The 22,620-nt window shown below is 53.2% G+C and carries 21 protein-coding genes and 2 tRNA genes; 13 read left to right on the top strand and 10 right to left on the bottom strand.

Annotated elements, in window-relative coordinates:
- Positions 1-14: 14 nt before the first annotated feature.
- Entirely contained in the window at positions 15-1,451 is a 1,437-nt protein-coding gene (gene aspA / locus DXU84_RS19985) for an aspartate ammonia-lyase (RefSeq protein WP_013573737.1), read from the bottom strand.
- Between the two features lie 373 nt (positions 1,452-1,824).
- On the opposite strand from aspA, the gene DXU84_RS19990 reads away from it, so the two are divergent.
- From DXU84_RS19990 to DXU84_RS20005, 4 genes are all read left to right on the top strand, one after another.
- Positions 1,825-2,316: an FxsA family protein gene (locus tag DXU84_RS19990; RefSeq protein ID WP_013573738.1), complete on the top strand. Its 492-nt coding sequence runs from the start codon at positions 1,825-1,827 to the stop codon at positions 2,314-2,316.
- A gap of 214 nt (positions 2,317-2,530) precedes the next feature.
- Positions 2,531-2,824: a co-chaperone GroES gene (locus tag DXU84_RS19995; RefSeq protein ID WP_009636718.1), complete on the top strand. Its 294-nt coding sequence runs from the start codon at positions 2,531-2,533 to the stop codon at positions 2,822-2,824.
- Positions 2,825-2,877: 53 nt separating this feature from the next.
- On the top strand, positions 2,878-4,524 hold the full coding sequence (gene groL / locus DXU84_RS20000; protein WP_013573739.1) for a chaperonin GroEL: 1,647 nt from the start codon (positions 2,878-2,880) through the stop codon (positions 4,522-4,524).
- A gap of 300 nt (positions 4,525-4,824) precedes the next feature.
- Entirely contained in the window at positions 4,825-5,169 is a 345-nt protein-coding gene (locus DXU84_RS20005; protein ID WP_014333641.1) for a DUF4156 domain-containing protein, read from the top strand.
- Between the two features lie 188 nt (positions 5,170-5,357).
- Here DXU84_RS20005 and epmB read toward each other — a convergent pair whose 3' ends face one another.
- Entirely contained in the window at positions 5,358-6,386 is a 1,029-nt protein-coding gene (epmB, locus tag DXU84_RS20010; protein WP_153376574.1) for an EF-P beta-lysylation protein EpmB, read from the bottom strand.
- A gap of 38 nt (positions 6,387-6,424) precedes the next feature.
- Between epmB and efp the strand changes: the two genes are divergently transcribed.
- The 3 genes from efp (at position 6,425) to DXU84_RS20025 (ending at position 7,468) form a co-directional block, all read left to right on the top strand.
- Positions 6,425-6,991 carry an elongation factor P gene (gene efp, locus DXU84_RS20015; protein ID WP_013573742.1) on the top strand — a complete coding sequence of 189 codons (567 nt, stop codon included), beginning with the start codon at positions 6,425-6,427 and terminating at the stop codon, positions 6,989-6,991.
- Positions 6,992-7,086: 95 nt separating this feature from the next.
- The gene (locus tag DXU84_RS20020; RefSeq protein ID WP_013573743.1) at positions 7,087-7,215 is read left to right on the top strand and encodes an entericidin A/B family lipoprotein; all 129 of its coding nucleotides are present in this window, start codon (positions 7,087-7,089) and stop codon (positions 7,213-7,215) included.
- A gap of 118 nt (positions 7,216-7,333) precedes the next feature.
- Positions 7,334-7,468: an entericidin A/B family lipoprotein gene (locus DXU84_RS20025; RefSeq protein WP_013573744.1), complete on the top strand. Its 135-nt coding sequence runs from the start codon at positions 7,334-7,336 to the stop codon at positions 7,466-7,468.
- Positions 7,469-7,557: 89 nt separating this feature from the next.
- Here the strand turns inward: DXU84_RS20025 and blc are convergent, their stop codons facing one another.
- The 5 genes from blc to frdA all read right to left on the bottom strand — a co-directional run bounded on the left by blc (position 7,558) and on the right by frdA (position 11,524).
- The gene (blc, locus tag DXU84_RS20030; RefSeq protein WP_013573745.1) at positions 7,558-8,082 is read right to left on the bottom strand and encodes an outer membrane lipoprotein Blc; all 525 of its coding nucleotides are present in this window, start codon (positions 8,080-8,082) and stop codon (positions 7,558-7,560) included.
- Between the two features lie 124 nt (positions 8,083-8,206).
- Complete coding sequence (frdD, locus tag DXU84_RS20035) at positions 8,207-8,566, bottom strand: fumarate reductase subunit FrdD (RefSeq protein ID WP_013573746.1); 360 nt, start codon at positions 8,564-8,566, stop codon at positions 8,207-8,209.
- A 9-nt stretch (positions 8,567-8,575) separates the two neighbouring features.
- Entirely contained in the window at positions 8,576-8,986 is a 411-nt protein-coding gene (frdC, locus tag DXU84_RS20040) for a fumarate reductase subunit FrdC (protein ID WP_037034293.1), read from the bottom strand.
- Positions 8,987-8,997: 11 nt separating this feature from the next.
- A complete protein-coding gene (locus DXU84_RS20045) occupies positions 8,998-9,723 on the bottom strand; it encodes a succinate dehydrogenase/fumarate reductase iron-sulfur subunit (protein ID WP_153376587.1) in 726 nt (241 codons plus the stop codon).
- Position 9,724: 1 nt separating this feature from the next.
- On the bottom strand, positions 9,725-11,524 hold the full coding sequence (gene frdA, locus DXU84_RS20050) for a fumarate reductase (quinol) flavoprotein subunit (protein WP_014411553.1): 1,800 nt from the start codon (positions 11,522-11,524) through the stop codon (positions 9,725-9,727).
- A 283-nt stretch (positions 11,525-11,807) separates the two neighbouring features.
- On the opposite strand from frdA, the gene epmA reads away from it, so the two are divergent.
- The 3 genes from epmA (at position 11,808) to DXU84_RS20065 (ending at position 15,868) form a co-directional block, all read left to right on the top strand.
- Positions 11,808-12,785, top strand: coding sequence for an elongation factor P--(R)-beta-lysine ligase (gene epmA / locus DXU84_RS20055; RefSeq protein ID WP_013573750.1), 978 nt, complete (start codon positions 11,808-11,810; stop codon positions 12,783-12,785).
- 265 nt (positions 12,786-13,050) lie between these two features.
- Positions 13,051-14,415: a uracil-xanthine permease family protein gene (locus DXU84_RS20060; RefSeq protein ID WP_013573751.1), complete on the top strand. Its 1,365-nt coding sequence runs from the start codon at positions 13,051-13,053 to the stop codon at positions 14,413-14,415.
- Positions 14,416-14,509: 94 nt separating this feature from the next.
- Positions 14,510-15,868, top strand: a complete 1,359-nt coding sequence (locus tag DXU84_RS20065; protein ID WP_153376575.1) for an 8-oxoguanine deaminase — start codon at positions 14,510-14,512, stop codon at positions 15,866-15,868.
- 65 nt (positions 15,869-15,933) lie between these two features.
- Here the strand turns inward: DXU84_RS20065 and mscM are convergent, their stop codons facing one another.
- The 3 genes from mscM to rsgA all read right to left on the bottom strand — a co-directional run bounded on the left by mscM (position 15,934) and on the right by rsgA (position 21,547).
- Positions 15,934-19,302, bottom strand: a complete 3,369-nt coding sequence (gene mscM / locus DXU84_RS20070; protein ID WP_217243718.1) for a miniconductance mechanosensitive channel MscM — start codon at positions 19,300-19,302, stop codon at positions 15,934-15,936.
- A gap of 47 nt (positions 19,303-19,349) precedes the next feature.
- Entirely contained in the window at positions 19,350-20,327 is a 978-nt protein-coding gene (gene asd, locus DXU84_RS20075) for an archaetidylserine decarboxylase (RefSeq protein WP_014411557.1), read from the bottom strand.
- Positions 20,328-20,509: 182 nt separating this feature from the next.
- Complete coding sequence (rsgA, locus tag DXU84_RS20080) at positions 20,510-21,547, bottom strand: small ribosomal subunit biogenesis GTPase RsgA (RefSeq protein ID WP_013573755.1); 1,038 nt, start codon at positions 21,545-21,547, stop codon at positions 20,510-20,512.
- 126 nt (positions 21,548-21,673) lie between these two features.
- Here rsgA and orn point away from each other — a divergent pair, with 126 nt between their 5' ends.
- The 3 genes from orn to DXU84_RS20095 all read left to right on the top strand — a co-directional run bounded on the left by orn (position 21,674) and on the right by DXU84_RS20095 (position 22,620).
- Entirely contained in the window at positions 21,674-22,228 is a 555-nt protein-coding gene (gene orn / locus DXU84_RS20085; RefSeq protein WP_014411558.1) for an oligoribonuclease, read from the top strand.
- A gap of 184 nt (positions 22,229-22,412) precedes the next feature.
- Positions 22,413-22,488, top strand: a tRNA-Gly gene (locus tag DXU84_RS20090).
- A 56-nt stretch (positions 22,489-22,544) separates the two neighbouring features.
- Positions 22,545-22,620 (top strand) — tRNA-Gly (locus DXU84_RS20095).

Consider the following 22,620-nt stretch of genomic DNA (forward strand, 5'->3'; position numbering starts at 1 on the left):
AGTATTTGAGTCTGTTACTGTTCATTTTCATCGGTATAGCGTTTTGCTTTGTAAGCCGGATGTTTCAGGTTTTCGATGGAGAAAATGTCGTCCAGCTCCGCCTCAGTCAGCAGGCCGCGCTCGAGCACCACTTCCCTGACACTCTTACCGGTTTCAGCACAAATCTTGCCGACGATATCGCCATTGTGGTGGCCGATGAACGGATTAAGGTAGGTGACGATGCCGATAGAGTTGAAAACGTAGAACTCACATACTTCTTTGTTCGCTGTAATGCCGTTGATGCATTTTTCGAGCAGATTGTAGCAGGCGTTAGTCAGGATATGCACTGACTCAAACATCGCCTGACCAATTACCGGTTCCATGACGTTCAGTTGAAGCTGGCCCGCTTCTGCCGCCATCGTCACGCAGACGTCGTTACCGATGACTTTGAAGCACACCTGGTTCACGACTTCCGGGATAACCGGGTTCACTTTGGCTGGCATGATAGAAGAACCCGCCTGTAATTCCGGCAGGTTGATTTCATTCAGGCCAGCGCGAGGACCGGAAGAGAGCAGACGCAGGTCGTTACAGATTTTAGAAAGCTTCACGGCCAGACGTTTCAGCGAGCTGTGAACCATCACGTATGCGCCACAGTCGGACGTTGCTTCAATCAGGTCTTCAGCGGGTACACAGGCCAGATTGCTGACTTCTGCCAGTTTTTCTACCGCCAGTTGCTGATAACCTTCCGGCGTATTCAGGCGGGTACCGATTGCTGTCGCCCCTAGGTTCACTTCCAGCAGTAATTCGCCGGTACGCAACAGATTGCGGGTTTCCTCTTTGAGCAACACGTTGAACGCGTGGAATTCCTGACCGAGCGTCATCGGAACGGCGTCCTGCAACTGTGTACGGCCCATCTTGATGATGTTTTCGAATTCCTTCGCTTTACGCTCAAAACCGTCGCCCAGCTGGGAAATAGCATCAACCAGTTTCAGCAAGGACGCGTACACGGCGATACGAAAACCAGTAGGGTAGGCATCATTGGTGGACTGGCATTTGTTCAGATGATCATTTGGATTGAGGAACTGGTAATCGCCTTTCTGGTGTCCCATCAGTTCCAGACCGATGTTCGCCAGCACTTCATTCGTGTTCATATTTACCGAGGTTCCCGCACCGCCCTGATAGACGTCGATAGGGAACTGGTCCATGCATTTGCCTTTATCAAGCACTTCGTCGCACGCCTGAATAATGATATCCGCAATGTGACGTGGAATGGTGCGCAGCTCTTTGTTAGCAAGAGCTGCCGCCTTTTTCACCATCACCATGCCGCGAACAAACTCAGGAACATCACTGATCTTGGTGTTGCTGATATAGAAGTTTTCAATCGCCCGCAGGGTGTGAATGCCGTAATAAGCTTCTGCCGGTACTTCGCGCGTGCCCAGCAGGTCTTCCTCGATACGAATGGTGTTTGACATGAGAACCTTCTCTTCGGTACTGAATGCGTTATGCGATGTTTAAAATTATGTTACTGGCCGTAGTAAATTTAAAACGATCAACCGTTGTTTGAGCAACGGAGGCGATCATATGCTGCTTCAGACGAATTGCACGTACTAAGATCACTATCCTGCCCTATTATCGTGCATGTTTTTAGTATCTGTGAGAATTCTCACAATTCATTTACCTGCTCAATTAAATCAGGTCTGGTGGTTGAAATCATGATGAGTGATCACCATCTCAGTGTAGTCAGCCTGCATTTCTTTGATAGCGAAGATCTCAAGCAGGCACTTATTCAGGGTTTGGAATGCCGCTGCGACAGCGCTTCCGGAGCCAAATTACAAGGAGAATGCGGTGCGCTGGTTACCGTTATTACTGTTATTCCTGCTGGCTTACATTGAAATCACCTTATTTATCAAGGTGGCTGCGGTGGTTGGCGTGGCAACAACGTTATTGCTGGTTGTTTTCACCTCTTGCGTAGGTGTCTCTCTGGTGAAGAATCAGGGCATGAAGACGTTTATGCAGTTGCAGCAAAAACTGGCGGTTGGGGAAAGCCCGGCAGCCGAGATGGTTAAAAGTGTTTCGCTGGTGATCGCCGGATTCCTGCTGCTGGTACCGGGCTTCTTTACTGATTTCCTCGGTTTGCTGCTTTTGCTGCCACCCATCCAGAAACGACTGACGCTAAAACTGATGCCGCATTTGAACATTGTGCGTTCCGGCGGTAACTGGGGGAGCAGCGCGCCAACGGGGAATACCTTTGATGGCGAGTTCCAGCGGACGGATGAAACGCAGGAACGTCTGGTTACACCTAAAAAAGATGACGACACAGAGCACCGCGATCGCTAATCTCTGTGGCCTCAATTGTTAAAAGATTGTTGGGAAGCACTGCGAAGGTCGATTTTCGTCAACAGAGCAGCGAAAGAAAAAGAGAAAATTTTTCTGTTCTTCCCCTTGAAGGGCTGCGTATCGCCCCCATTAAACAAACCACGAGGCCGGGCAGGACTTTGCCAGGCATTCAACCCTAAAAATAGATATGGACCCGCTCACAGGAGAGTTATCAATGAAAATTCGTCCATTGCATGACCGCGTTATCGTCAAGCGTAAAGAAGTAGAATCTAAATCCGCTGGCGGCATCGTTCTGACTGGCTCCGCTGCCGGTAAATCTACCCGTGGCGAAATCCTGGCTGTCGGCCATGGTCGCATTCTGGAAAATGGTGAAGTTAAAGCGCTGGACGTGAAAGTTGGCGACATCGTCATTTTCAACGACGGTTACGGCGTGAAAGCTGAGAAGATCGACAATGAAGAAGTGTTGATCATGTCTGAGAGTGACATTCTGGCAATCGTAGAAGCCTGATTGTCCCCCGATCCACTTTTTTCTGAACAGAACGAATTTAAGGGAAATTAACAATGGCAGCTAAAGAAGTAAAATTCGGTAACGACGCCCGTGTGAAAATGCTGCGTGGCGTAAACATCCTTGCTGATGCAGTAAAAGTGACCTTGGGCCCTAAAGGCCGTAACGTGGTTTTGGACAAATCTTTCGGCGCACCAACCATCACTAAAGACGGCGTGTCCGTTGCACGTGAAATCGAACTGGAAGACAAGTTCGAAAACATGGGCGCACAGATGGTGAAAGAAGTCGCGTCCAAAGCGAACGATGCAGCGGGTGACGGTACCACTACCGCAACCGTTCTGGCTCAAGCCATCATCACTGAAGGCCTGAAAGCTGTTGCCGCGGGCATGAACCCGATGGATCTGAAACGTGGTATCGACAAAGCTGTCGTTGCTGCGGTTGAAGAACTGAAAAAATTATCTGTCCCTTGCTCTGACTCTAAAGCCATTGCACAGGTTGGTACCATCTCTGCTAACTCCGATGAAACTGTCGGTAAACTGATCGCTGAAGCGATGGAAAAAGTGGGCAAAGAAGGCGTCATCACTGTTGAAGAAGGCACTGGCCTGCAAGATGAGCTGGACGTTGTTGAAGGTATGCAGTTCGACCGTGGTTATCTGTCTCCTTACTTCATCAACAAACCAGAAACCGGTTCAATCGAACTGGAAAGCCCGTTCATCCTGCTGGCTGACAAGAAAATTTCTAACATCCGCGAAATGCTGCCAGTACTGGAAGCCGTTGCGAAAGCCGGTAAACCACTGCTGATCATTGCTGAAGACGTTGAAGGCGAAGCCCTGGCGACTCTGGTTGTGAATACCATGCGTGGCATCGTGAAAGTGGCTGCGGTTAAAGCACCAGGCTTCGGCGACCGTCGTAAAGCTATGCTGCAGGACATCGCAACCCTGACTGGCGGTACCGTTATCTCTGAAGAGATCGGTCTGGAACTGGAAAAAGCCACTCTGGAAGATATGGGTCAGGCTAAACGTGTTGTTATCAACAAAGACACCACCATCATCATCGATGGCGTTGGCGAAGAAGCAACCATCCAGGGCCGTGTTTCTCAGATCCGTCAGCAGATTGAAGAAGCGACTTCTGATTATGACCGTGAAAAACTGCAAGAGCGTGTGGCTAAACTGGCAGGCGGCGTAGCCGTTCTGAAAGTGGGCGCAGCGACTGAAGTTGAAATGAAAGAGAAGAAAGCTCGCGTTGAAGATGCCCTGCACGCAACCCGTGCTGCGGTAGAAGAAGGCGTGGTTGCTGGTGGTGGCGTGGCGCTGGTTCGCGTTGCTCACACTCTGGCTAACCTGACCGGCGACAACGACGACCAGAACGTGGGTATCCGCGTTGCTCTGCGCGCAATGGAATCTCCACTGCGTCAGATCGTTGTGAACGCTGGCGAAGAAGCCTCTGTTATCGCAAACAAAGTGAAAGCGGGCGAAGGCAGCTTCGGCTACAACGCTTACACCGAAGAATACGGCGACATGATCGCAATGGGTATCCTTGATCCAACTAAAGTCACCCGTTCTGCTCTGCAGTACGCGTCTTCTGTAGCTGGCCTGATGATCACCACTGAGTGCATGATCACCGACCTGCCTAAAGACGATAAAGTCGATATGGGCGGCGCTGGCGGTATGGGTGGAATGGGCGGCATGGGCGGCATGATGTAATCATCATCCCCCTGCGTTCATCCGCAGGTACGTAAAATCAGCGGGCTTTTTTGCTCACTGAGGCAACGTACTGAAGAAACCCGGTCTGTAAAGGCCGGGTTTTTTTATTTGACCCTTTTTTATCAGGTTCAGTAAGATAACTCTCATTGTCTCCGGCCTTTAACGTGTAGACTTGTTTCTGCGTGGATTTCGGATTTTTACCGATAGCACAAACTTGGGTATGCGTGGCAACGGATGCCTAAGAGAGCCAGGTGTTTTCTGATAGGCTTTATGTGATTACAAAAACAAATGGGGAAAGTGATGCGGATTAAAATGTTACTGGGCCTGTCAGCTATCGCGCTGCTTGCCGGGTGCAGTACCACTCATCAACTGGATGCAGCGGGCCAGCAGGTGAAATTCACGGACGACAAACCAGGCGCAAATTGTCAGTTGCTTGGCGAAGTCACCGGTGCCCAAAGCAACTGGTTCTCCGGTACCGGCGGTGACGGCAGCTCCATGCGTGGCGCAGCCAATGACCTGCGTAACAAAGCGGCAGCGATGGGCGGCAACACCATTTATGGTGCCAACAGCCCGTCCCAGAACTTCCTGTCCAGCTTTGCACCGGTTGACAGCAAAATGGTCGGTCAGGTTTATAAGTGCCCATAGTCGCGTGAAGGCTATAAATACTAAAGGGATGCCAATGGCATCCCTTTTTGCGTTCCCCCTTCATACTTCAAGCCGCAGGTGCGTTGGCTACGTTCAGTCCCCCGAATCACTTACCTGAGTAAGCTCATCGGGACTCCATCACTTGCCGCCTTCCTGCAACTTGAATTATTTGGGGTTGGAAGAACGTGTTAAGACTGCTTCAGCCGCAGATCCAGAATGGTTTTGCTCGGCTCGCCGCCAATTTCACGGGTCAGTTTCGGTACCATATAACCTGACACTTTACTCATCAGCCCTTTCATAATGACGCGCGCTTCGTCGTCGTTCACCATGAAATGCGCCGCACCCTGTACTTTATCCAGCACGTGGATGTAGTAAGGCAAAATACCCGCGTCAAACAGCGCGTTGCTCAGTGTCGCCAGCACATCAGCAGAATCATTTACGCCCCGCAACAACACGCTCTGATTGAGCAGCGTCACGCCATGGCTTTTCAGCTTCGCCATGCTGGCGCGCAATGCATTATCAATCTCATTGGCGTGATTGATATGCGTCACCATCAGCACCTGAAGACGTGATTTTTCAAGGCGCTGGCAGAAGGCATCCGTGATACGTGCAGGGATAACCACCGGCAAACGGGTATGAATACGCAGCCGCTTAATGTGCGGGATCCCTTCGAGTTCACCGATCAACCAGTCGAGTTCATGATCCTTGGCCATCAGCGGATCACCACCGGAGAAAATAATTTCATCGAGTTCCGGGCGAGTGCGGATATAATCCAGCGCCTGAACCCAGTTAGCCTTATTTCCCTGGTTGTCCTGATACGGGAAATGACGACGGAAACAGTAGCGGCAATTTACCGCACATCCGCCTTTCACCAGTAACAGGGCGCGATTGCTATACTTGTGCAACAGACCCGGAACAACGCTGCGTTGTTCATCAAGCGGGTCAGTGGTAAAGCCCGGCGCGGCAATAAATTCCTCGCGTGCGGTCAATACCTGAAGCAATAAAGGATCCTGTGGATCGCCCGGCTGCATACGTGCCACAAAGGCGCGGGGCACGCGAAGCGGGAACAAACGACGGGCTTCACGCCCACTTTGCAGTTCTGCATTGTCGTTAAGTGCCAGAAGAGTAAGCAGTTCATCCGGGTCAGTGATAACATCGCCGAGTTGATACAACCAATCTTCTCTAAATGGCGTGTTTAGGGTTACAATGTTTGCCATTTTTTTGGCTAATACCAGTTTAAAATTAGAGGGCCATCATGGCGACTTATTCTAGCAACGATTTCCGTCCGGGTCTTAAAATCATGTTCGAGGGCGAGCCTTACGCTATCGAATCCAGTGAATTCGTAAAACCAGGCAAAGGCCAGGCTTTCGCACGCGTTAAAATGCGTCGTCTGCTGACCGGTTCCCGTGTAGAAAAAACCTTCAAATCTACTGACTCATGCGAAGGCGCTGATGTTGTAGATACCAACATGAACTACCTCTACAACGACGGTGAGTTCTACCACTTCATGCACCCTGAGACTTTCGAACAGCATCAGGTTGAAGAGAAAACTGTTTCTGACGCCTCTAAATGGCTGCAGGACAACGCAGAATGTATCGTGACGCTGTGGGATGGCCGTCCTATCGCTGTTCAGCCACCAAACTTCATCGAAGCTGAAGTTGTGGACACTGATCCTGGCCTGAAAGGTGATACCGCAGGTACCGGCGGTAAGCCAGCGACCCTGAGCACCGGCGCTGTGGTTAAAGTGCCATTATTCGTGCAGATCGGCGAAATCGTCCGTTGTGACACCCGCTCTGGCGAATACGTTTCCCGCGTTAAATAAGTTCTCAATACTTATTACGCCGGATGAAAGCTGCCACAGGTGAATGCCTGTCGCAGCTTTCCAGCCCCAACTTGTTGAATGGGATTATGTTTACCATGTTGAAGAAGATGATGTTTATCGTGGTTTCAGTGATGCTGCTGGCTTCGTTATCCGGCTGCAACACGGTTCATGGTTTCGGTGAAGACATCCAGCATCTGGGTGGCGCAATTTCCAAAGCAGGCTGATCCCTTCAGCCTCGTTTTACCAAATGTCTTAAAATCCTGCCTGTTCCCTTCTATATCCAGAAAATTAGCTACACTAAAAGTGTCGTACTTTACATTCTCTTATAGGAAGGAGATTTATATGCTGAAGAAAAGTATCCTCGCTATCTTGTCTGTTCTTATCTTGTCTTCTGCCTTAACAGCCTGCAACACCACGCGTGGCGTAGGTGAAGATGTGTCTGCCGGTGGGGAAGCCATTCAGAAAAGCGCGCAATAGCGAGCGAATAACGTTAAGTAAACTGATGTCTGCCTGCACGTTGATGCAGGCAGTGTTGTTTTTATGGCGCGAGTTTTATGGTGTAAGCATCAAGGCTGTTTCACCCACACCAGTTTGCTGGTATCAAATCCGTACTGCTGCGCCGTTTGCAGAAGTTGCTGCTTCACGCTGTCATCCAGCGTTGGCGTACGGGACAGGATCCACAGATAGCTTTTATCCGGTCCGCAGACCAGCGCGTAACGATAATCTTTATCCAGTTCTATGACGTTATAACCGCCATAGAACGGACCGAAGAATGACACTTTCAGCGCCGCGCGCGCAGGTGATCCGGTGAAGTAACCTTTGCCCTCACTTTCCTGCCATTTATTCTTCTGCGGATTAAACCCGCGATTAATCACTTTTACGCCGCCATCATCGCGCAGGCTGTAATTGGCGGTGACGCGTTCCAGTCCGCTTTCAAAACTATGGTCCAGTCTGGCGACTTCATACCAGGTACCGAGATAGCGGGTGAGTTCGAAATTATTGACGACTTTGACGTCAGCAGGCGGCGTTACGCTGCACGCGACTGACATAAGTGCTGTGATGATAACGCTGAGTTTTGACCAGATACGCATGGAGTTTCCTTCCTTAGTATGTTCTCTAAGTGTAGGTAACAAAAAAGAAAAAGGGAAAACCTGCGGATAAAGAATGAAAACAGCGGCCAGAGAGATGGCCGCTGGAAAGTCAGATCTTTGCGGATCAGAGGCGGATCAGCACGATAAGGGTGACGATACTTAAGATCGTCGCCAGCCCGTAGAACACCCATTTTCCGGCCGGAACGTGGACCTTCAGGTCGTGCATGCAGTGATGGATCCGGTGCAGACCGCACCACAGAGGCAGCACGATCATCAGCAGCAGGAACAGACGCCCGATCCCGCTTTGCGCAAATGCCAGCACGCGTGGATAGCTCAGTGCGTCGCCGGGGAAAAAGCCCAGCGGCAGCAGGAAGCACACCAGCAGAATCATCACCGGCGCAAAAATTGCGCTCCACATACCGCCCGCACCAAACAATCCCCAGAACACCGGCTCGTCTGAACGTTTAGGAAGAGTATTTTTCATGTCGCCTCCTTAAAGAAACAGTGCGATGACGAGAACAACCAGCGTCACAACGATCGTCACGCCCCAGAAACCGGCAATCACCGGTTCAGGTCCCATCTTTTTACCTTTCACCACCAGGATGGAGGCTTTCGGTGCCAGTTCGAACCAGGTTTTGGTATGCAACAGGGCCGCAAGCAGGGCGATCAGGTTAATCAGCAAGACCACCGGATTTTGCAGAAAATTCACAAAACCCGCCCAGCTTTCAGGCCCGTTACGTAACGAGCAAACCCCTGCCAGCAGTAAGAGACTGAACCATACTGCCGGAACCGCCGTGCCCTCACGCAGCATATAAAAACGGTAGAACGGTAAATTTTTCCACCAGCTGGCTTTCATCTCACGCACGTAGGGTTTACGTTTGCTGCCCGTACTTTGAGTCGTCATATTTTCCTCCCTCATTGCGGTCTCAGCCTCGCGATCATGAAGTCTTTCGAACTTTCGACTTTGCCTTGCTGAATGGCGGCGGCAGGGTCGACGTGCTTCGGACAGACTTCGGAGCAATAACCGACGAACGTACAACTCCAGACACCATTCTGACTGTTGAGCTGTGGCATACGTTGTGCTTTGCCGTGGTCACGGTTATCGAGGTTGTAACGATGCGCCAGCGTGATAGCTGCCGGGCCGATGAATTCAGGATTCAGTCCAAACTGCGGGCAGGCGGCATAACATAAACCACAGTTGATACAGCCGGAGAACTGGTGATATTTCTCCATTTGCGCCGGAGTTTGCTTGCCCGGGCCTTCGCCGACCGTGCGGGTATTGCCGATAATGTAAGGTTTGATGGCTTCGAGGCTTTCGATAAAGTGGGTCATATCGACCACCAGATCACGTTCCACCGGGAAGTTCCCCAGCGCCTCAATCTGCATACCGTCCGGATATTCCCGCAGGAAGGTTTTGCACGCCAGCTTCGGCACCCTATTCACCATCATGCCGCACGAGCCGCAGATTGCCATACGGCACGACCAGCGATAGGAAAGGTCAGCGGCCAGATGATCTTTGATGTAGCCCAGAGCATCGAGCAGTGACGTTGTTTCATCGAAAGGCACGTCATACACCACCGGATGCGGCGCGCTGTCCGTTTCCGGGTTGTAGCGCATGATCTCAACCTTCAGGCTGCGCATTTTAGCCACGTGATTGCTCCTTATCTTTTTTATCGTGAGTCTCAGATTCCCCGCCGTACACGCGTTTTGCCGGTGGCAGCGTGGTAATTTTCACGTCGCCATATTCGAGACGCGGGGCGGAATCTGGCTGATAAAAGGCCAGAGTATGTTTGAGGAAATTCACGTCATCGCGTTCGGTACAGCCTTCATCGAGACGCTGATGGGCGCCGCGTGATTCGCGACGATTGATGGCGGAATGCGCCATACATTCTGCTACTTCCAGGCCATGACCCAGTTCGATGGTATACAGCAGGTCGGTATTAAAGACACTGGAGGTATCCTGAATTTTCACCCGTTTGAAGCGTTCTTTCAGTTCGGCCAGTTTATCGATGGTTTTTTGCATCAGCTCGGTAGTGCGATAAATCCCGCAACCTTCTTCCATCGCCAGACCCATTTCGTCACGGATGGCGGCCCAGCTTTCGTCGCCTTCCTGTGCCATCAGCGCGGCAACACGGTTTTCGATATCACGCACCTGCGCTTCGAGTGCGGCGCTGTTGCCGGTGTCTTTGGCTTCAACTGCGCGTTCTGCCGCTTTTTCACCGGCCATACGCCCGAACACCACCAGTTCTGCCAGTGAGTTTGAGCCGAGACGGTTGGCGCCGTGCAGACCGACGGACGAACATTCGCCGACCGCAAACAGACCTTTGATGCGGGTTTCACACTGTGCATCGGTTTCAATGCCGCCCATGGTGTAGTGCGCGGTAGGGCGAACAGGGATCGGGTCCGTAATCGGATCGACGCCGACATACGCTTTGGCCAGTTCGCAGATGAACGGCAGACGTTCACGCAGTTTTTTCTCGCCGAGATGGCGTAAATCCAGATATACCACGTCGCCACGCGGCGTTTCGATGGTGCGTCCGGCGCGCCATTCGTGCCAGAACGCTTGTGATACTTTGTCACGCGGGCCGAGTTCCATGTATTTGTTTTTCGGCTCGCCCAGAGGGGTTTCCGGCCCCATGCCGTAATCCTGCAGATAACGGTAACCGTCTTTGTTGACCAGAATGCCGCCTTCACCGCGGCAGCCTTCTGTCATCAGGATGCCGGAACCCGGCAGGCCGGTCGGGTGATATTGCACGAACTCCATGTCGCGCAACGGAATGCCATGGCGGAACGCCATGCCCATGCCATCGCCGGTGACGATACCGCCGTTGGTGTTGTAACGGTAAACACGGCCTGCGCCGCCGGTCGCCATGACCACGGCGTTAGCCCGAATTTGCACGCGTGTGCCTTCCATCATATTGATGGCGACAACGCCGCGTACCTGGCCTTCATCGACCAGAATATCGAGGACGAAATGCTCATCGAATCGTTTGATTTGTGGGTATTTCAGCGAGGTCTGGAACAGGGTGTGCAGCATATGGAAGCCGGTTTTATCCGCGGCAAACCAGGTGCGTTCGATCTTCATTCCGCCGAAGCGGCGAACATTGACGGAACCGTCATCCTTACGGCTCCACGGACAGCCCCACAGTTCAAGCTGGGCCATTTCAGTCGGGCATTGATGAACGAAATGATCCACTACGTCTTGCTCACACAGCCAGTCGCCTCCGGAAACGGTATCCTGGAAGTGAAAATCAAAGCTGTCGTGATCTTGCGTCACAGCGGCAGAACCGCCTTCGGCCGCCACGGTGTGGCTGCGCATTGGGTACACTTTCGAAATCAACGCGATATTCAGGTTGGGATTGGCTTCCGCTGCGGCTATTGCTGCGCGTAAACCCGCCCCACCTGCACCTATAATTGCAATGTCGGCGTTAAAGGTTTGCACTGCATTCCTCCACTATCATCAATGAGATCGGGTTTGAAACACCCGCGAAAAGCTCTTCATAATCGAAGAGTTAGTGAACCCCGATGACATACAGGCGCTGTCCCGGTGGCTGATATTCTTATTGTTTGTAAGAGAATTATTATACCAAAGGGGTAGTCATGGTAATTTGATGTGAATGCAGGTTTAGGCTTTCTCTGCATTGCGCTTCGTAAAATGAGATATTTGTTTGCCTGCGGGGATGCAGGTAGACTGCATGACTTTTCTGAATTCGGAGTAAATCACCATGAGCGAAACAGCAAGCTGGCAACCCAGTGCTCCCGTCGCCAATTTGTTGAAGCGTGCGGCTATCCTCGCTGAGATTCGACGTTTCTTTGCCGATCGCGGCGTACTGGAAGTTGAAACGCCAGCAATGAGCCAGGCCACGGTGACCGACATTCATCTGGTGCCGTTTGAGACGCGTTTTGTCGGGCCGGGTGCGGCTGACGGCATGACGTTGTATCTGATGACCAGCCCGGAATATCACATGAAACGTTTGCTGGCTGCGGGCAGCGGGCCGATTTATCAGATGGGCCGCAGTTTCCGTAATGAAGAAGCCGGGCGTCATCATAATCCGGAATTCACCATGCTCGAATGGTACCGTCCGCGTTATGACATGTACCGTCTGATGAATGAAGTGGATGATTTACTCCAGCAGGTTCTCGATTGCGATAGCGCTGAAACCCTGTCTTATCAGCAGGCGTTTACCCGCCATCTCGGTGTGGATCCGTTATCCGCCGACAAAACGGAACTGCGTGAAGCGGCGGCAAAACTGGATTTATCCAACATTGCTGATACCGAAGAAGACCGTGACACCCTGTTACAGTTGTTGTTTACGATGGGTGTAGAACCGCACATTGGTCGCGACAAACCGACATTCGTCTATCATTTCCCGGCCACGCAGGCCGCTCTGGCAGAAATCAGTACGGAAGATCACCGCGTCGCCGAGCGTTTCGAGGTGTATTACAAAGGCATTGAGCTGGCGAATGGTTTCCGTGAACTGACGGACAGCCGTGAGCAGCGTCAGCGTTTCGAGCAGGATAACCGCAAACGCGCGGCACGCGGCCTGCCGCAGCATCCTGTCGATAACAATCTGCTGGATGCGTTAGAACACGGTATGCCGGAGTGTTCAGGTGTGGCGCTGGGCGTTGACCGCCTGATTATGATTGCGCTGGGTGCTGCCAGCCTGAGTGATGTCCTGGCCTTCCCGGTGACACGCGCCTGATGAGTGCTTAAGCCCTGTTCCCAAGGTCAGGGCTTCCTTCCACGACTTCCCTTTTTTGCCCCTTCATTGTGCAATAAACCCAAAACTGCACTTTTACTGAAACAAAAGTACCTAAATGACGCAGCGCTGATTTTAAAGTTTCAGTGCTGGCCCTTTCTCGCCAAGCGCCATAAACAGGGTCTTCTGCCTGAGTTAAGCGAAATTTTTTGCTGCTGGCCTGATTTATGCATTACCGGATCATCACTTATTATCCGGAAAACTCGTTATGTCAGAATCCAACGACAAAGAACTTCTTTATGGACTGGAAGAGCGCATTGCACCGGCACCGGCATTTTTCACCGCCATCCAGCACGTGCTGGCAAGCGTGGTCGGAATTATCACGCCGCCGCTGATTATCGGCTCGGTTCTCGGGCTGAATGCCTACTTGCCTTATCTGATCAGCATGTCTTTGCTGGCTTCCGGCATCGGGACATTTATTCAGGCGCGCCGGTTTATGTCGGTGGGCGCGGGGATGATTTGTTTGCAAGGTACCAGTTTTGCGTTTCTGGGGGTGATCCTCTCCGGCGGTATGTTGGTGAAAAGCCGCGGTGGCTCTCCTGAAGACATCATGGCGATGATTTTTGGGGTGAACTTTGTGGCGGCGTTTATCCCGCTGCTGGTTAGCCGGTTTATCGGGCAGATGCGCCGCGTGTTTACACCGCTGGTCAGCGGCACCGTAATCGCGCTGATTGGCATCAGCCTGATTAAAGTCAGCATTACCGACTGGGCGGGCGGCCATGGTGCCGCGAATTTCGGCGCACCGGCTAACCTCGGGCTGGGGGCGCTGACGCTGCTGGTGATTGTCGCCTGCAACCGCATCGACGTGCGCTGGCTGCGCCTTTCATCAATAGTTTTAGGCATTGTTGTCGGCTGTATCGCCGCTGCGCTGACCGGCCATCTGACGGTGAAACCTTTGCAGGGCGACTGGTTTGCATTGCCGCAACTGTTCCGTTTTGGTTTTAAGTTTGACTGGATTATTTTCGTGCCGATCGCGCTGGTATCGTTTATCAGCATCCTGGAAGCGGTGGGTGATCTGACCGCTAACTGCATGTTGTCGCAGCAACCGATTGAAGGAGAAAGCTTCCGTAAACGTCTGCAGGGCGGGATTCTGGCTGACGGTATCAGTTGCCTTATCGCCGCAGCCTTCTCGTCATTTCCTAACACAACATTTGCACAGAACAATGGCGTGATCCAGATGACCGGCGTCGCCAGCCGTTTTGTCGGCATGTATATTGGCGCGGTATTACTGGTGCTAGGCCTGTTTCCGTTTATCGGCGAAGTGTTGCAGCAAATTCCTGCGCCGGTGCTGGGTGGCGCAACGCTGGTGATGTTTGGCAGCGTGGTCGCGGCGGGTATCCGAATCATGACACAGTCTCCGGTCGGACGTCGTGAAATGCTGATAATTGCCATCGCCTTTGGCATCGGTCTGGGCATTGAAGCTGTGCCAGATGTGCTTGGTCAGTTCCCACCCATCGTTGGCAATATCTTCGGGCATGCCGTGACCAGCGGTGGCGTTATCGCTATTCTGCTCAATTTACTGATGCCTGCAGAACGCACCAGCGTGGTCGCGGAGGAGATCAAGGTTCACTGAAATTCTGCGCGTTGCGCCCCTGGATCAGCAGACAGGGCATAACTGAGCTGACTCACTTTTTGAATTTAATGTGACCTTAAAAAGGAAGTCAGACATGTCAGAGCAACGCACGTGGATCAAAAATCCGCTGGCGGTTTTTACCGCCAACTCACTGGATGCCCGTGGCGGCATCGTCACTGAAGGGCAGAAAATTGCTGAGTTGCTGACCGCGGGTCAGCCACCTTCGCAGCCGGTAGATCATATTTATGATGCCTCCGAGTCTGTACTGCTGCCGGGGCTGATTAACACTCATCATCATTTTTATCAGACGCTGACCCGGGCCTGGGCGCCCGTGGTCAACGTGCCGTTATTCCCGTGGCTGAAAAAACTTTATCCCGTCTGGGCGCGTTTAGGGCCGGAGGCGCTGGGTCTGGCAAGCCGCGTCGCAATGGCTGAACTGTTGCTCTCCGGTTGCACTACCACCACTGACCACCATTATCTTTTCCCGCAGGGCATGGAGGAGGCGATCGATGTGCAGGTGGGCGTCGTGCGTGAGCTGGGCATGCGTGCGTTACTGACGCGCGGCTCGATGAGTCTCGGCGAGGAGCAGGGCGGTTTGCCGCCGGAACAGACGGTCCAGTCGGGCGAGGTGATTTTGCAGGACAGCCAGCGCCTGATTGACCGCTATCATCAGCGCGGCGAGGGCGCGTGGATGCAGATTGCACTGGCACCTTGCTCGCCGTTTTCGGTCACCACCGAAATTATGCGTGAGAGCGCCAGACTGGCGCAGCGGGAAGATGTCCGGCTGCATACGCATCTGGCGGAAACGCTGGATGAAGAACAGTTTTGCCTGAAAATGTTTGGTCTGCGTACAGTCGATTATCTGGAAAGCGTTGGCTGGCTGAGTGACCGGACATGGCTGGCACACGGTATTCACTTTAACGACGACGAAATCCGCCGTCTGGGCGCGGCGGGCACCGGTATCTGTCATTGTCCGGTGTCGAATATGCGGCTGGCTTCCGGTATGTGCCCGACGCGGGATCTGGAGGCCGCTGGCGTGCCGATTGGTCTGGGCGTTGACGGTTCGGCGTCGAATGACGCATCAAACCTGATGTATGAAGCGCGACAGGCGCTGTATCTGCAACGTCTGAAATACGGGGCGGAATATGTCACGCCGGAGCGAGTGCTGGGCTGGGCGACGCGCGGTTCGGCGAAGCTTATCGGTCGCGATGATATCGGGCAGATTGCCGTGGGCAAACAGGCTGATCTGGCGCTGTTTAAACTCGATGAATTACGTTTCAGCGGCAGTCATGATCCGGTTGCCGCGCTGCTATTGTGTGGTGCGGAAAAAGCCGATCGGGTGATGATCGGCGGGAAATGGCGGGTGACTGACGGTGAAATTGTCGGCATGGATATCAAATCGCTGATCTCTTTGCACCGCAACGCTGCTGCAGCGCTAATCGCGGATCTGTAAACTCCATCAGCCAATGTGCTTAAAAAAGGGCAGAAGAATCTGCCCTTTTGCTGTTCTCTTTTCTCTTACAAATCGCCCGGTGAGCGCGAACTGTTTCCGCTGCGGCCACTTCCGCTGCTGCTGGTAAAGGTCGCGTTATTGCCATTTTGCGCGCGGTGCAGTGTTTCCATACGCACCTGGAATGGCGGGAATGGCAGTGTAATGCCGTGCTCGCGGAATCCAGCCAGGATCAGTTGGTGAATTTCATGGCGAAGCGGCATACGGTGCGCCATTTCAGCGGCATGCATACGCAGCTCGAAAATCTGAATCCCCTGCTGGAGATCCACCAGATAGGCTTCCGGCGCAGGCATATCCAGCACCAGCGAACAGCGATGCGCAGCGTTGAGCAGAATTTCTGTCACTTCTTCACTGTTGGCCTCCGACGGTGCAGGCACGGTTAGCACCACACGCGTGACGGAATCCGACAGCGACCAGTTGATGAACTGCTCGGTGATAAAGGCCTTGTTCGGCACGATAATCTCCTTGCGGTCCCAGTCAGCGATCGTCGTGGCACGGGTGTTGATCCTGGTGATACTGCCGGTCAGGTTGCGGATCGTTACGGTATCGCCGATACGGATCGGTTTTTCAAACAGGATAATCAGGCCGGAAATAAAGTTAGCGAAGATCTCCTGCAAACCGAAGCCGAGACCGACACCGAGTGCCGCCACCAGCCATTGCAGTTTTGCCCACTCGATCCCGATCAGCGAGAAACCGGTCAGGCCGCCAATCAGCAGCAATACGTATTTGGTGACGGTCAGTACGGCATAGCCGGTACCCGGCGTCAGATCCAGGTGTTGCAGCAGCGCCAGTTCCAGCAATGCGGGCAGATTACGCACCAGTTGCGTGGTGATAATCAGCACCAGAATGGCGATCAGCACCGATCCGAGGGTGATCGGCTGCATGCTTTCCACCCCCTGAACCGTAGACGCAACCTGCCAGAGATGAATATTTTCCAGGAAAGAGAAGGCCGAGTGAATTTCAGACCACAGGAAGATCACCGAGATCAGCGCGATCAACGTCAGCAGAGAACGCACCAGCCGCAGCGACTGGGCAGAGATGGCATCCAGATCCACCACCGGTTCCTCAATCTCGACCGTGCCTTCATTGCTGGTGCTGATCTGATGGCCATCTTCCTCACCACGGGCGCGTTGATTCAGCATTTCCGCACGGCGCTGCTTGGCGCGTTCGAAGGCGATACGACGTCGCTGAATCAGCATCCAGCGGCGGATAATGTGATAAATCACCAGCAACACGAACCAGATGGCGACCGAGGTTTCCAGGCGGGCCAGCAGCGCCTGTGAGGTCGCGAGGTAGCCCATCAGTGAAGCCAGCGCAGCGACAATCGGTGCGCCCAGCAGCATCCACCACAGCGTCTTGTTAATGATGTTTTCGCTGTTGCCTTTTTTATCGTGATACAGCGGAATGCCCGCGCGTTTCAGGCTATTGGTGACCAGTGCGACCACCAGACACAGAATCACGAAGCACAGACGTCCCAGCGTATTAGAGAACTCGCGATCGTTGAGATTATCGAAGGTAATCAGCGCCATAATGAGCGGCACCAGCACCCAGATCGACAGCGCGTAATAGCGCAGTGCCCTTGACACCGCACGCTGCGGCCAGCCGAAGTGTGCCACAAACAATCCCTGAGGATGTGCCAGCGCGGCACTGACCATAAACGCCCACAGGATTGGCAACGTCGCGGTGACGCCATCGCCGATCGCCACCGCAATCGGATACGGCCAGGCACTTTGCAGCCCGAATCCCAGCGCGGCCCACAGCACAGGTAACGGCATCGCCACCAGAATTGACCAGAACACGGTACGCAGGGTCAGCGAGAAATGATCCTGCGTGACTTTGCCGACTTTACTGTTGGCACGTTCCAGAAATGCATAATAGTGCTTGCGGGAACTGATGCTGATAATCACCAGAATCAGTGCGCCAAACAGCGGCAACAGTGTTTCTTTGCTGGTGACCATCATCATCGACGCGCCGCCAAGCTGGCTGAGCGAATCCAGCGAGACCAGCCGTTTCAGGTCATGCGCGACCTGCACCGGGTAAGAAATGCCGATGGCGCTGACGTCTGCCACCCAGAACAGATAACGGTGGGCGGCGTCATGTACGTCATTCAGCGCCTCCACCAGTTGGCTGTTTGCCACTTTCAGCTTGGTCAGTTCAAGAATTTGGGTATCGCAACCCGAGAGCAGGGAATTGAGCAAATCACGTTGCGTCCGCAACTGCGCATCCAGAATTTTTTGCTGATCTGTGGTGAGCGGTTTGCCATCGTCCTGCCGCGCCTGACGGTAAATAGCCTGCTTATCCAGCAAATCTTCATAGTGCAGACGCTGAACGCGCAACTGGCCCATATCGCGGTCAAGCTGTTGCGGTTTTGGCATATCCGGCAGACGCGCAACCTGCGCCCTCAGGGTTTCGCCAAGTAAATTAGACGCGCCAAGCCACTGCGCCTGTTCGCGAATGGTATTAATCGCCTGACGTACCTGCTGAGTCTGTGCAGCGGCCTGACGTTGTTGAGAGGAAATCAGGTCCATCCGCTGCGCCTGCTGATTCAGCGCCAGCGACAACTCGCGGTTTGCCTGTAACTGCTGACTGATCGAGTGTGGCAACTCGCCACTCTGTTCGGCCAGCAGCTCGGTTTTTTCCAGCGCCTGTTCGGCTTCCTGCTGACGTTGATTATTCAGCGTGTTGCGTAAAACCTGTAATTGCTGATCAAGAAAATCGGCGCGCTTTTTGTAGAGATCGGTGCGCATCCGCGACAGTTCCTGCCGGTTATTGGCAGAAAGCTGAGCCAGTTCCAGTTCATCCACCTTCGCTTTGCGCGCTGCGGATTCGGCCTGAAGCGCGCTGAGTTGCGCCTGCGCCAGGGGTGAGGAGGTGGCCGCCGCTGTCGCCGCCTGTATGCGCTGATCGATGTCGCTCAGCGCGTTGCGGGCTTCGGATTGCTGTTGCGGGATCAGACTTAGTGAGTCGCTGATGTCGCGGGAACGATCCTGCTCCTGACGTAACTGGCGGGTTTCTTCCAGTTGCTGGCTGCTGACTTGCAGAATTTGCTGCTCGAGCTGAGCGGCTGAGATGCTGTTATCCAGCGCGGGTGGCTTGTCAGGCTGATTTCGCAATTCCTGGCGCAGGGCCTGCGTCAGTTTTGGAAAGTCATCAATGACCTTTTGATATTCCGCCGTGCGCCCGGCTGAAACACTGGCTTCATTCAGCCAGTTGAGTGCGCTTTGCAGCGCCTCAACCACCTGCGTCTGATTGGCCATTTCTTTGTTGGCTTCCGCCTGTTTCAGCTCCTGTTTGAGCTGATCTTCAGTCGGGGCTGCACCCGCCATCAATGGCAGGGACAGCAGTAAACTCATCAGCAGGGCGGGGATCAGGCGCACTCGGTCACATCCTTTTTCTCAGTTCTTTTCGTCTGTTCAGGGCGAACTTAATAATCTTTCGGGACTTGTGGTTCAGCCGTTGCCACACCAGCAGGTGTTTCTGTTGCTACAGGTACTTCTGTTGCTGGTGCTTGCGCGTCAGTTGTTGCGGGTGCCGCTTCACGCAGCGCTTCAGCGAACGGTTCGCCCATGCGGGTCACGGTGCCATTGCTCAGATTCGGCATGAAGCGAATTTGTTTAGCGGCAAACAGGTTGATCACCGTAGAACCCAGTTTGAAACGGCCCATTTCCTGACCTTTTTCCAGCGCGATGGCACCTTCTTCGCCCGCCGCCGGATAGGTCCAGCGTTTGATAATGCCTTCGCGTGGTGGTGTGACACCGCCGGCCCAGACGGTTTCAATGCTGCCGACAATCGTTGCGCCGACCAGAATCTGCACCATCGGCCCGAATTCAGTATCAAAGACGCAGATGACGCGTTCGTTACGGGCGAACAGATTTGGCACATTCGCGGCGGTCAGCGGGTTGACGGAGAACAAATCACCCGGCACATAAATCATTTCGCGCAGCACGCCGTCACACGGCATATGCACGCGGTGATAATCCCGTGGTGCCAGATAAATGGTGGCGAACTGGCCGTCTTTGAACTGCTCAGCCAGCAGATAGTTACCCGCCAGCAGCGCTTCTAAACTGTAGAAATGACCTTTAGCCTGGAACAGCTTGCCATCGGTAATTGCCCCTAACTGGCTAACTGCGCCGTCGGCTGGCAGGCAAAGCATATCCAGACCGCTGACGACCGGACGTGCGCCATCGCGCAGCGGACGCACGAAGAATTCGTTAAATGTGGCGTAAGATTTGAGATCCGGGTTTTGCGCTTCTTTCATGTCGACGTTATAAAAACGCGCAAACGCTTTGATCACCCAATGGGTCAGCGTGGCCGCACGTTTGTCCGCGCCCCAGCCAGCAAGACGGGTCAGTCCTTGTTTAGGAAGTAAGTATTGCAGTTTGATTTTGATACTGTCCAGCACGGGGAAAACCTCTTGGATGGTATGAATGACCGGCGTTACCGGTCATTTTGCAGGAGACCCTGAAATCAGTTCAGGGTCACGCAGTGTTGTATGGCGGAGGATTGTAACGGGGTGAAATCAACGGTTCAACTTCCGTTAACCTCACCCGTTTGCCATTAACATGTTAATTCAATTAATTAGCATTACAGCGTGTCGAAGTTTTTACGTGTTTTTACGTCTTCCATGCTTTCCAGAATGCGGTGGTAGTTGTCGAAACGTTCTTCGGCTATTTCACCCCGGTCTACGGCGTCACGGATTGCACAGCCCGGATCACTGCCGTGTTTGCAGTCACGGAATTTGCAGTAGCCAAGGAAAGGACGGAATTCGACAAAGCCCTGGGTGATTTGCTCTGGCGCAAGGTGCCATAAGCCGAATTCACGCACGCCCGGGGAGTCGATGACGTCGCCGCCATGCTGGAAGTGATACAGACGCGCTGCGGTGGTGGTGTGCTGACCCAGGCCTGAGTTATCAGAGACTTCATTCACCAGAATTTGTTTTTCATCCGGTGGCAGCAGGGCGTTCAGCAGGCTGGATTTGCCTACGCCTGACTGGCCGGCAAAAATACTGATGCGGTCAGTCAGCGCCTTTTCAAACGCAGGCATGCCTTCGCCGGTTTGGCTCGACACTTCGAGTACGCGATAATTGATATTGCGGTAGATATCCATCATGCCCTGAACGAATTTACGGCCTTCGTCGTCGAGCAGATCGATTTTATTGAGCACAATCAGCGGCTCAACTTCAACGGTTTCGCACGCCACCAGATAACGGTCAATAATATTGAGCGACAGCTCCGGCAGAATGGCGGAGACAATGACGATCTGGTCAATGTTTGCGGCAATGGGTTTGACGCCATCATAGAAATCAGGGCGTGTCAGAACGGAAGTTCGTTCGTGAACCGCCTCGACGATACCTTTCACACTGGTATTTTCCCCGGCGCGCCATACAACGCGGTCACCGGTGACCAGAGAACGGATGGTACGGCGGATATTGCAACGGTGCTGGCTGCCGTCGGCCGCTTCAACGTCCGCATGCATCCCGAAACGGCTGATGACAACGCCGTCCTGCGGTTCGCCATGCAGAGAATCGTCCAGCTCTTTTCGTTTGTCGGTCTGTGTCAGACGACGCTGATGGTTAGTCTGAACGCGACGTTGTTGCCCTTTAGACAGTTTTGACTTAGTCACTGCGCCTCACTTGACTGGCTTTAATCGCTCGGTGCGACCAAAACGACTATGATACCAGCTATTTTATAGTAATTGCCCGAATGACGGAGATCTCCGTCAACTCTCTACTTTGTAACAGGACACATCATGGCTGCAAATGACTCGAACTTAATTTGGATCGACCTGGAAATGACCGGTCTGGATCCTGAACGTGACCGCATTATTGAGATTGCCACGCTGGTGACGGACGCGCATCTGAACATTCTGGCCGAAGGGCCGGTGATGGCGGTGCATCAGTCTGATGCTCAGCTGGCGCTGATGGATGACTGGAATGTGCGTACGCACACCGGCAGCGGTCTGGTGGATCGCGTCAAAGCCAGCCCGTTTGATGACAATGCAGCACAGCAAAAAACTATCGAGTTCCTGCGCGAGTGGGTTCCGGCGGGGAAATCGCCGATTTGCGGCAACAGCGTCGGGCAGGACCGACGTTTCCTGTTTAAGTATATGCCGGAGCTGGAAGAGTATTTCCATTACCGTTACCTGGATGTCAGCACGCTGAAAGAACTGGCGCGTCGCTGGAAGCCGGAAGTGCTGGCCGGTTTTAAAAAGCAAAATACCCATCAGGCCCTGGATGATATCCGTGAATCCGTCGCTGAATTAGCCTACTACCGCGAACATTTTATTAATCTCCAGAATAACTGAAATCTTTTTTATTGCGCTGCGGAGCACGAAATCACCGTGTTTCGCTGATTAATTCATCTCTTTGATGTTTTAATCGACACTTGAACGAAAAATTCATTTTTTTGCTTTCAGGGGCTTGCGGCTAAAAGGATTTCTCGTATAATGCGCACCCCGTACCGATGAAGAATTTCGTTGAGTGCGCAGAGCGGGAATAGCTCAGTTGGTAGAGCACGACCTTGCCAAGGTCGGGGTCGCGAGTTCGAGTCTCGTTTCCCGCTCCAAATTTTTAAGTTACGTAGATTCAAAGATTTAAGCCGTAAAAGCAGTGCCATGCGACGCGGGAATAGCTCAGTTGGTAGAGCACGACCTTGCCAAGGTCGGGGTCGCGAGTTCGAGTCTCGTTTCCCGCTCCA

This window comes from Rahnella sp. RcJ3 (genome assembly GCF_009498575.1).
GTDB classification, from domain to species: domain Bacteria; phylum Pseudomonadota; class Gammaproteobacteria; order Enterobacterales; family Enterobacteriaceae; genus Rahnella; species Rahnella aceris.

What these genes read in the sequence shown, in the direction of transcription:
- epmB (WP_153376574.1), bottom strand. Translation starts at nt 6,386, where the DNA reads ATGGCAAACATTGTAACCCTAAACACGCCATTTAGAGAAGATTGGTTG.
- epmA (WP_013573750.1), top strand. Translation starts at nt 11,808, where the DNA reads ATGAGCGAAACAGCAAGCTGGCAACCCAGTGCTCCCGTCGCCAATTTG.
- DXU84_RS20060 (WP_013573751.1), top strand. Translation starts at nt 13,051, where the DNA reads ATGTCAGAATCCAACGACAAAGAACTTCTTTATGGACTGGAAGAGCGC.
- frdD (WP_013573746.1), bottom strand. Translation starts at nt 8,566, where the DNA reads ATGAAAAATACTCTTCCTAAACGTTCAGACGAGCCGGTGTTCTGGGGA.
- groL (WP_013573739.1), top strand. Translation starts at nt 2,878, where the DNA reads ATGGCAGCTAAAGAAGTAAAATTCGGTAACGACGCCCGTGTGAAAATG.
- DXU84_RS20005 (WP_014333641.1), top strand. Translation starts at nt 4,825, where the DNA reads ATGCGGATTAAAATGTTACTGGGCCTGTCAGCTATCGCGCTGCTTGCC.
- orn (WP_014411558.1), top strand. Translation starts at nt 21,674, where the DNA reads ATGGCTGCAAATGACTCGAACTTAATTTGGATCGACCTGGAAATGACC.
- blc (WP_013573745.1), bottom strand. Translation starts at nt 8,082, where the DNA reads ATGCGTATCTGGTCAAAACTCAGCGTTATCATCACAGCACTTATGTCA.
- frdC (WP_037034293.1), bottom strand. Translation starts at nt 8,986, where the DNA reads ATGACGACTCAAAGTACGGGCAGCAAACGTAAACCCTACGTGCGTGAG.
- DXU84_RS19995 (WP_009636718.1), top strand. Translation starts at nt 2,531, where the DNA reads ATGAAAATTCGTCCATTGCATGACCGCGTTATCGTCAAGCGTAAAGAA.
- aspA (WP_013573737.1), bottom strand. Translation starts at nt 1,451, where the DNA reads ATGTCAAACACCATTCGTATCGAGGAAGACCTGCTGGGCACGCGCGAA.
- DXU84_RS20025 (WP_013573744.1), top strand. Translation starts at nt 7,334, where the DNA reads ATGCTGAAGAAAAGTATCCTCGCTATCTTGTCTGTTCTTATCTTGTCT.
- DXU84_RS20020 (WP_013573743.1), top strand. Translation starts at nt 7,087, where the DNA reads ATGTTGAAGAAGATGATGTTTATCGTGGTTTCAGTGATGCTGCTGGCT.
- efp (WP_013573742.1), top strand. Translation starts at nt 6,425, where the DNA reads ATGGCGACTTATTCTAGCAACGATTTCCGTCCGGGTCTTAAAATCATG.
- DXU84_RS20045 (WP_153376587.1), bottom strand. Translation starts at nt 9,723, where the DNA reads ATGCGCAGCCTGAAGGTTGAGATCATGCGCTACAACCCGGAAACGGAC.
- DXU84_RS20065 (WP_153376575.1), top strand. Translation starts at nt 14,510, where the DNA reads ATGTCAGAGCAACGCACGTGGATCAAAAATCCGCTGGCGGTTTTTACC.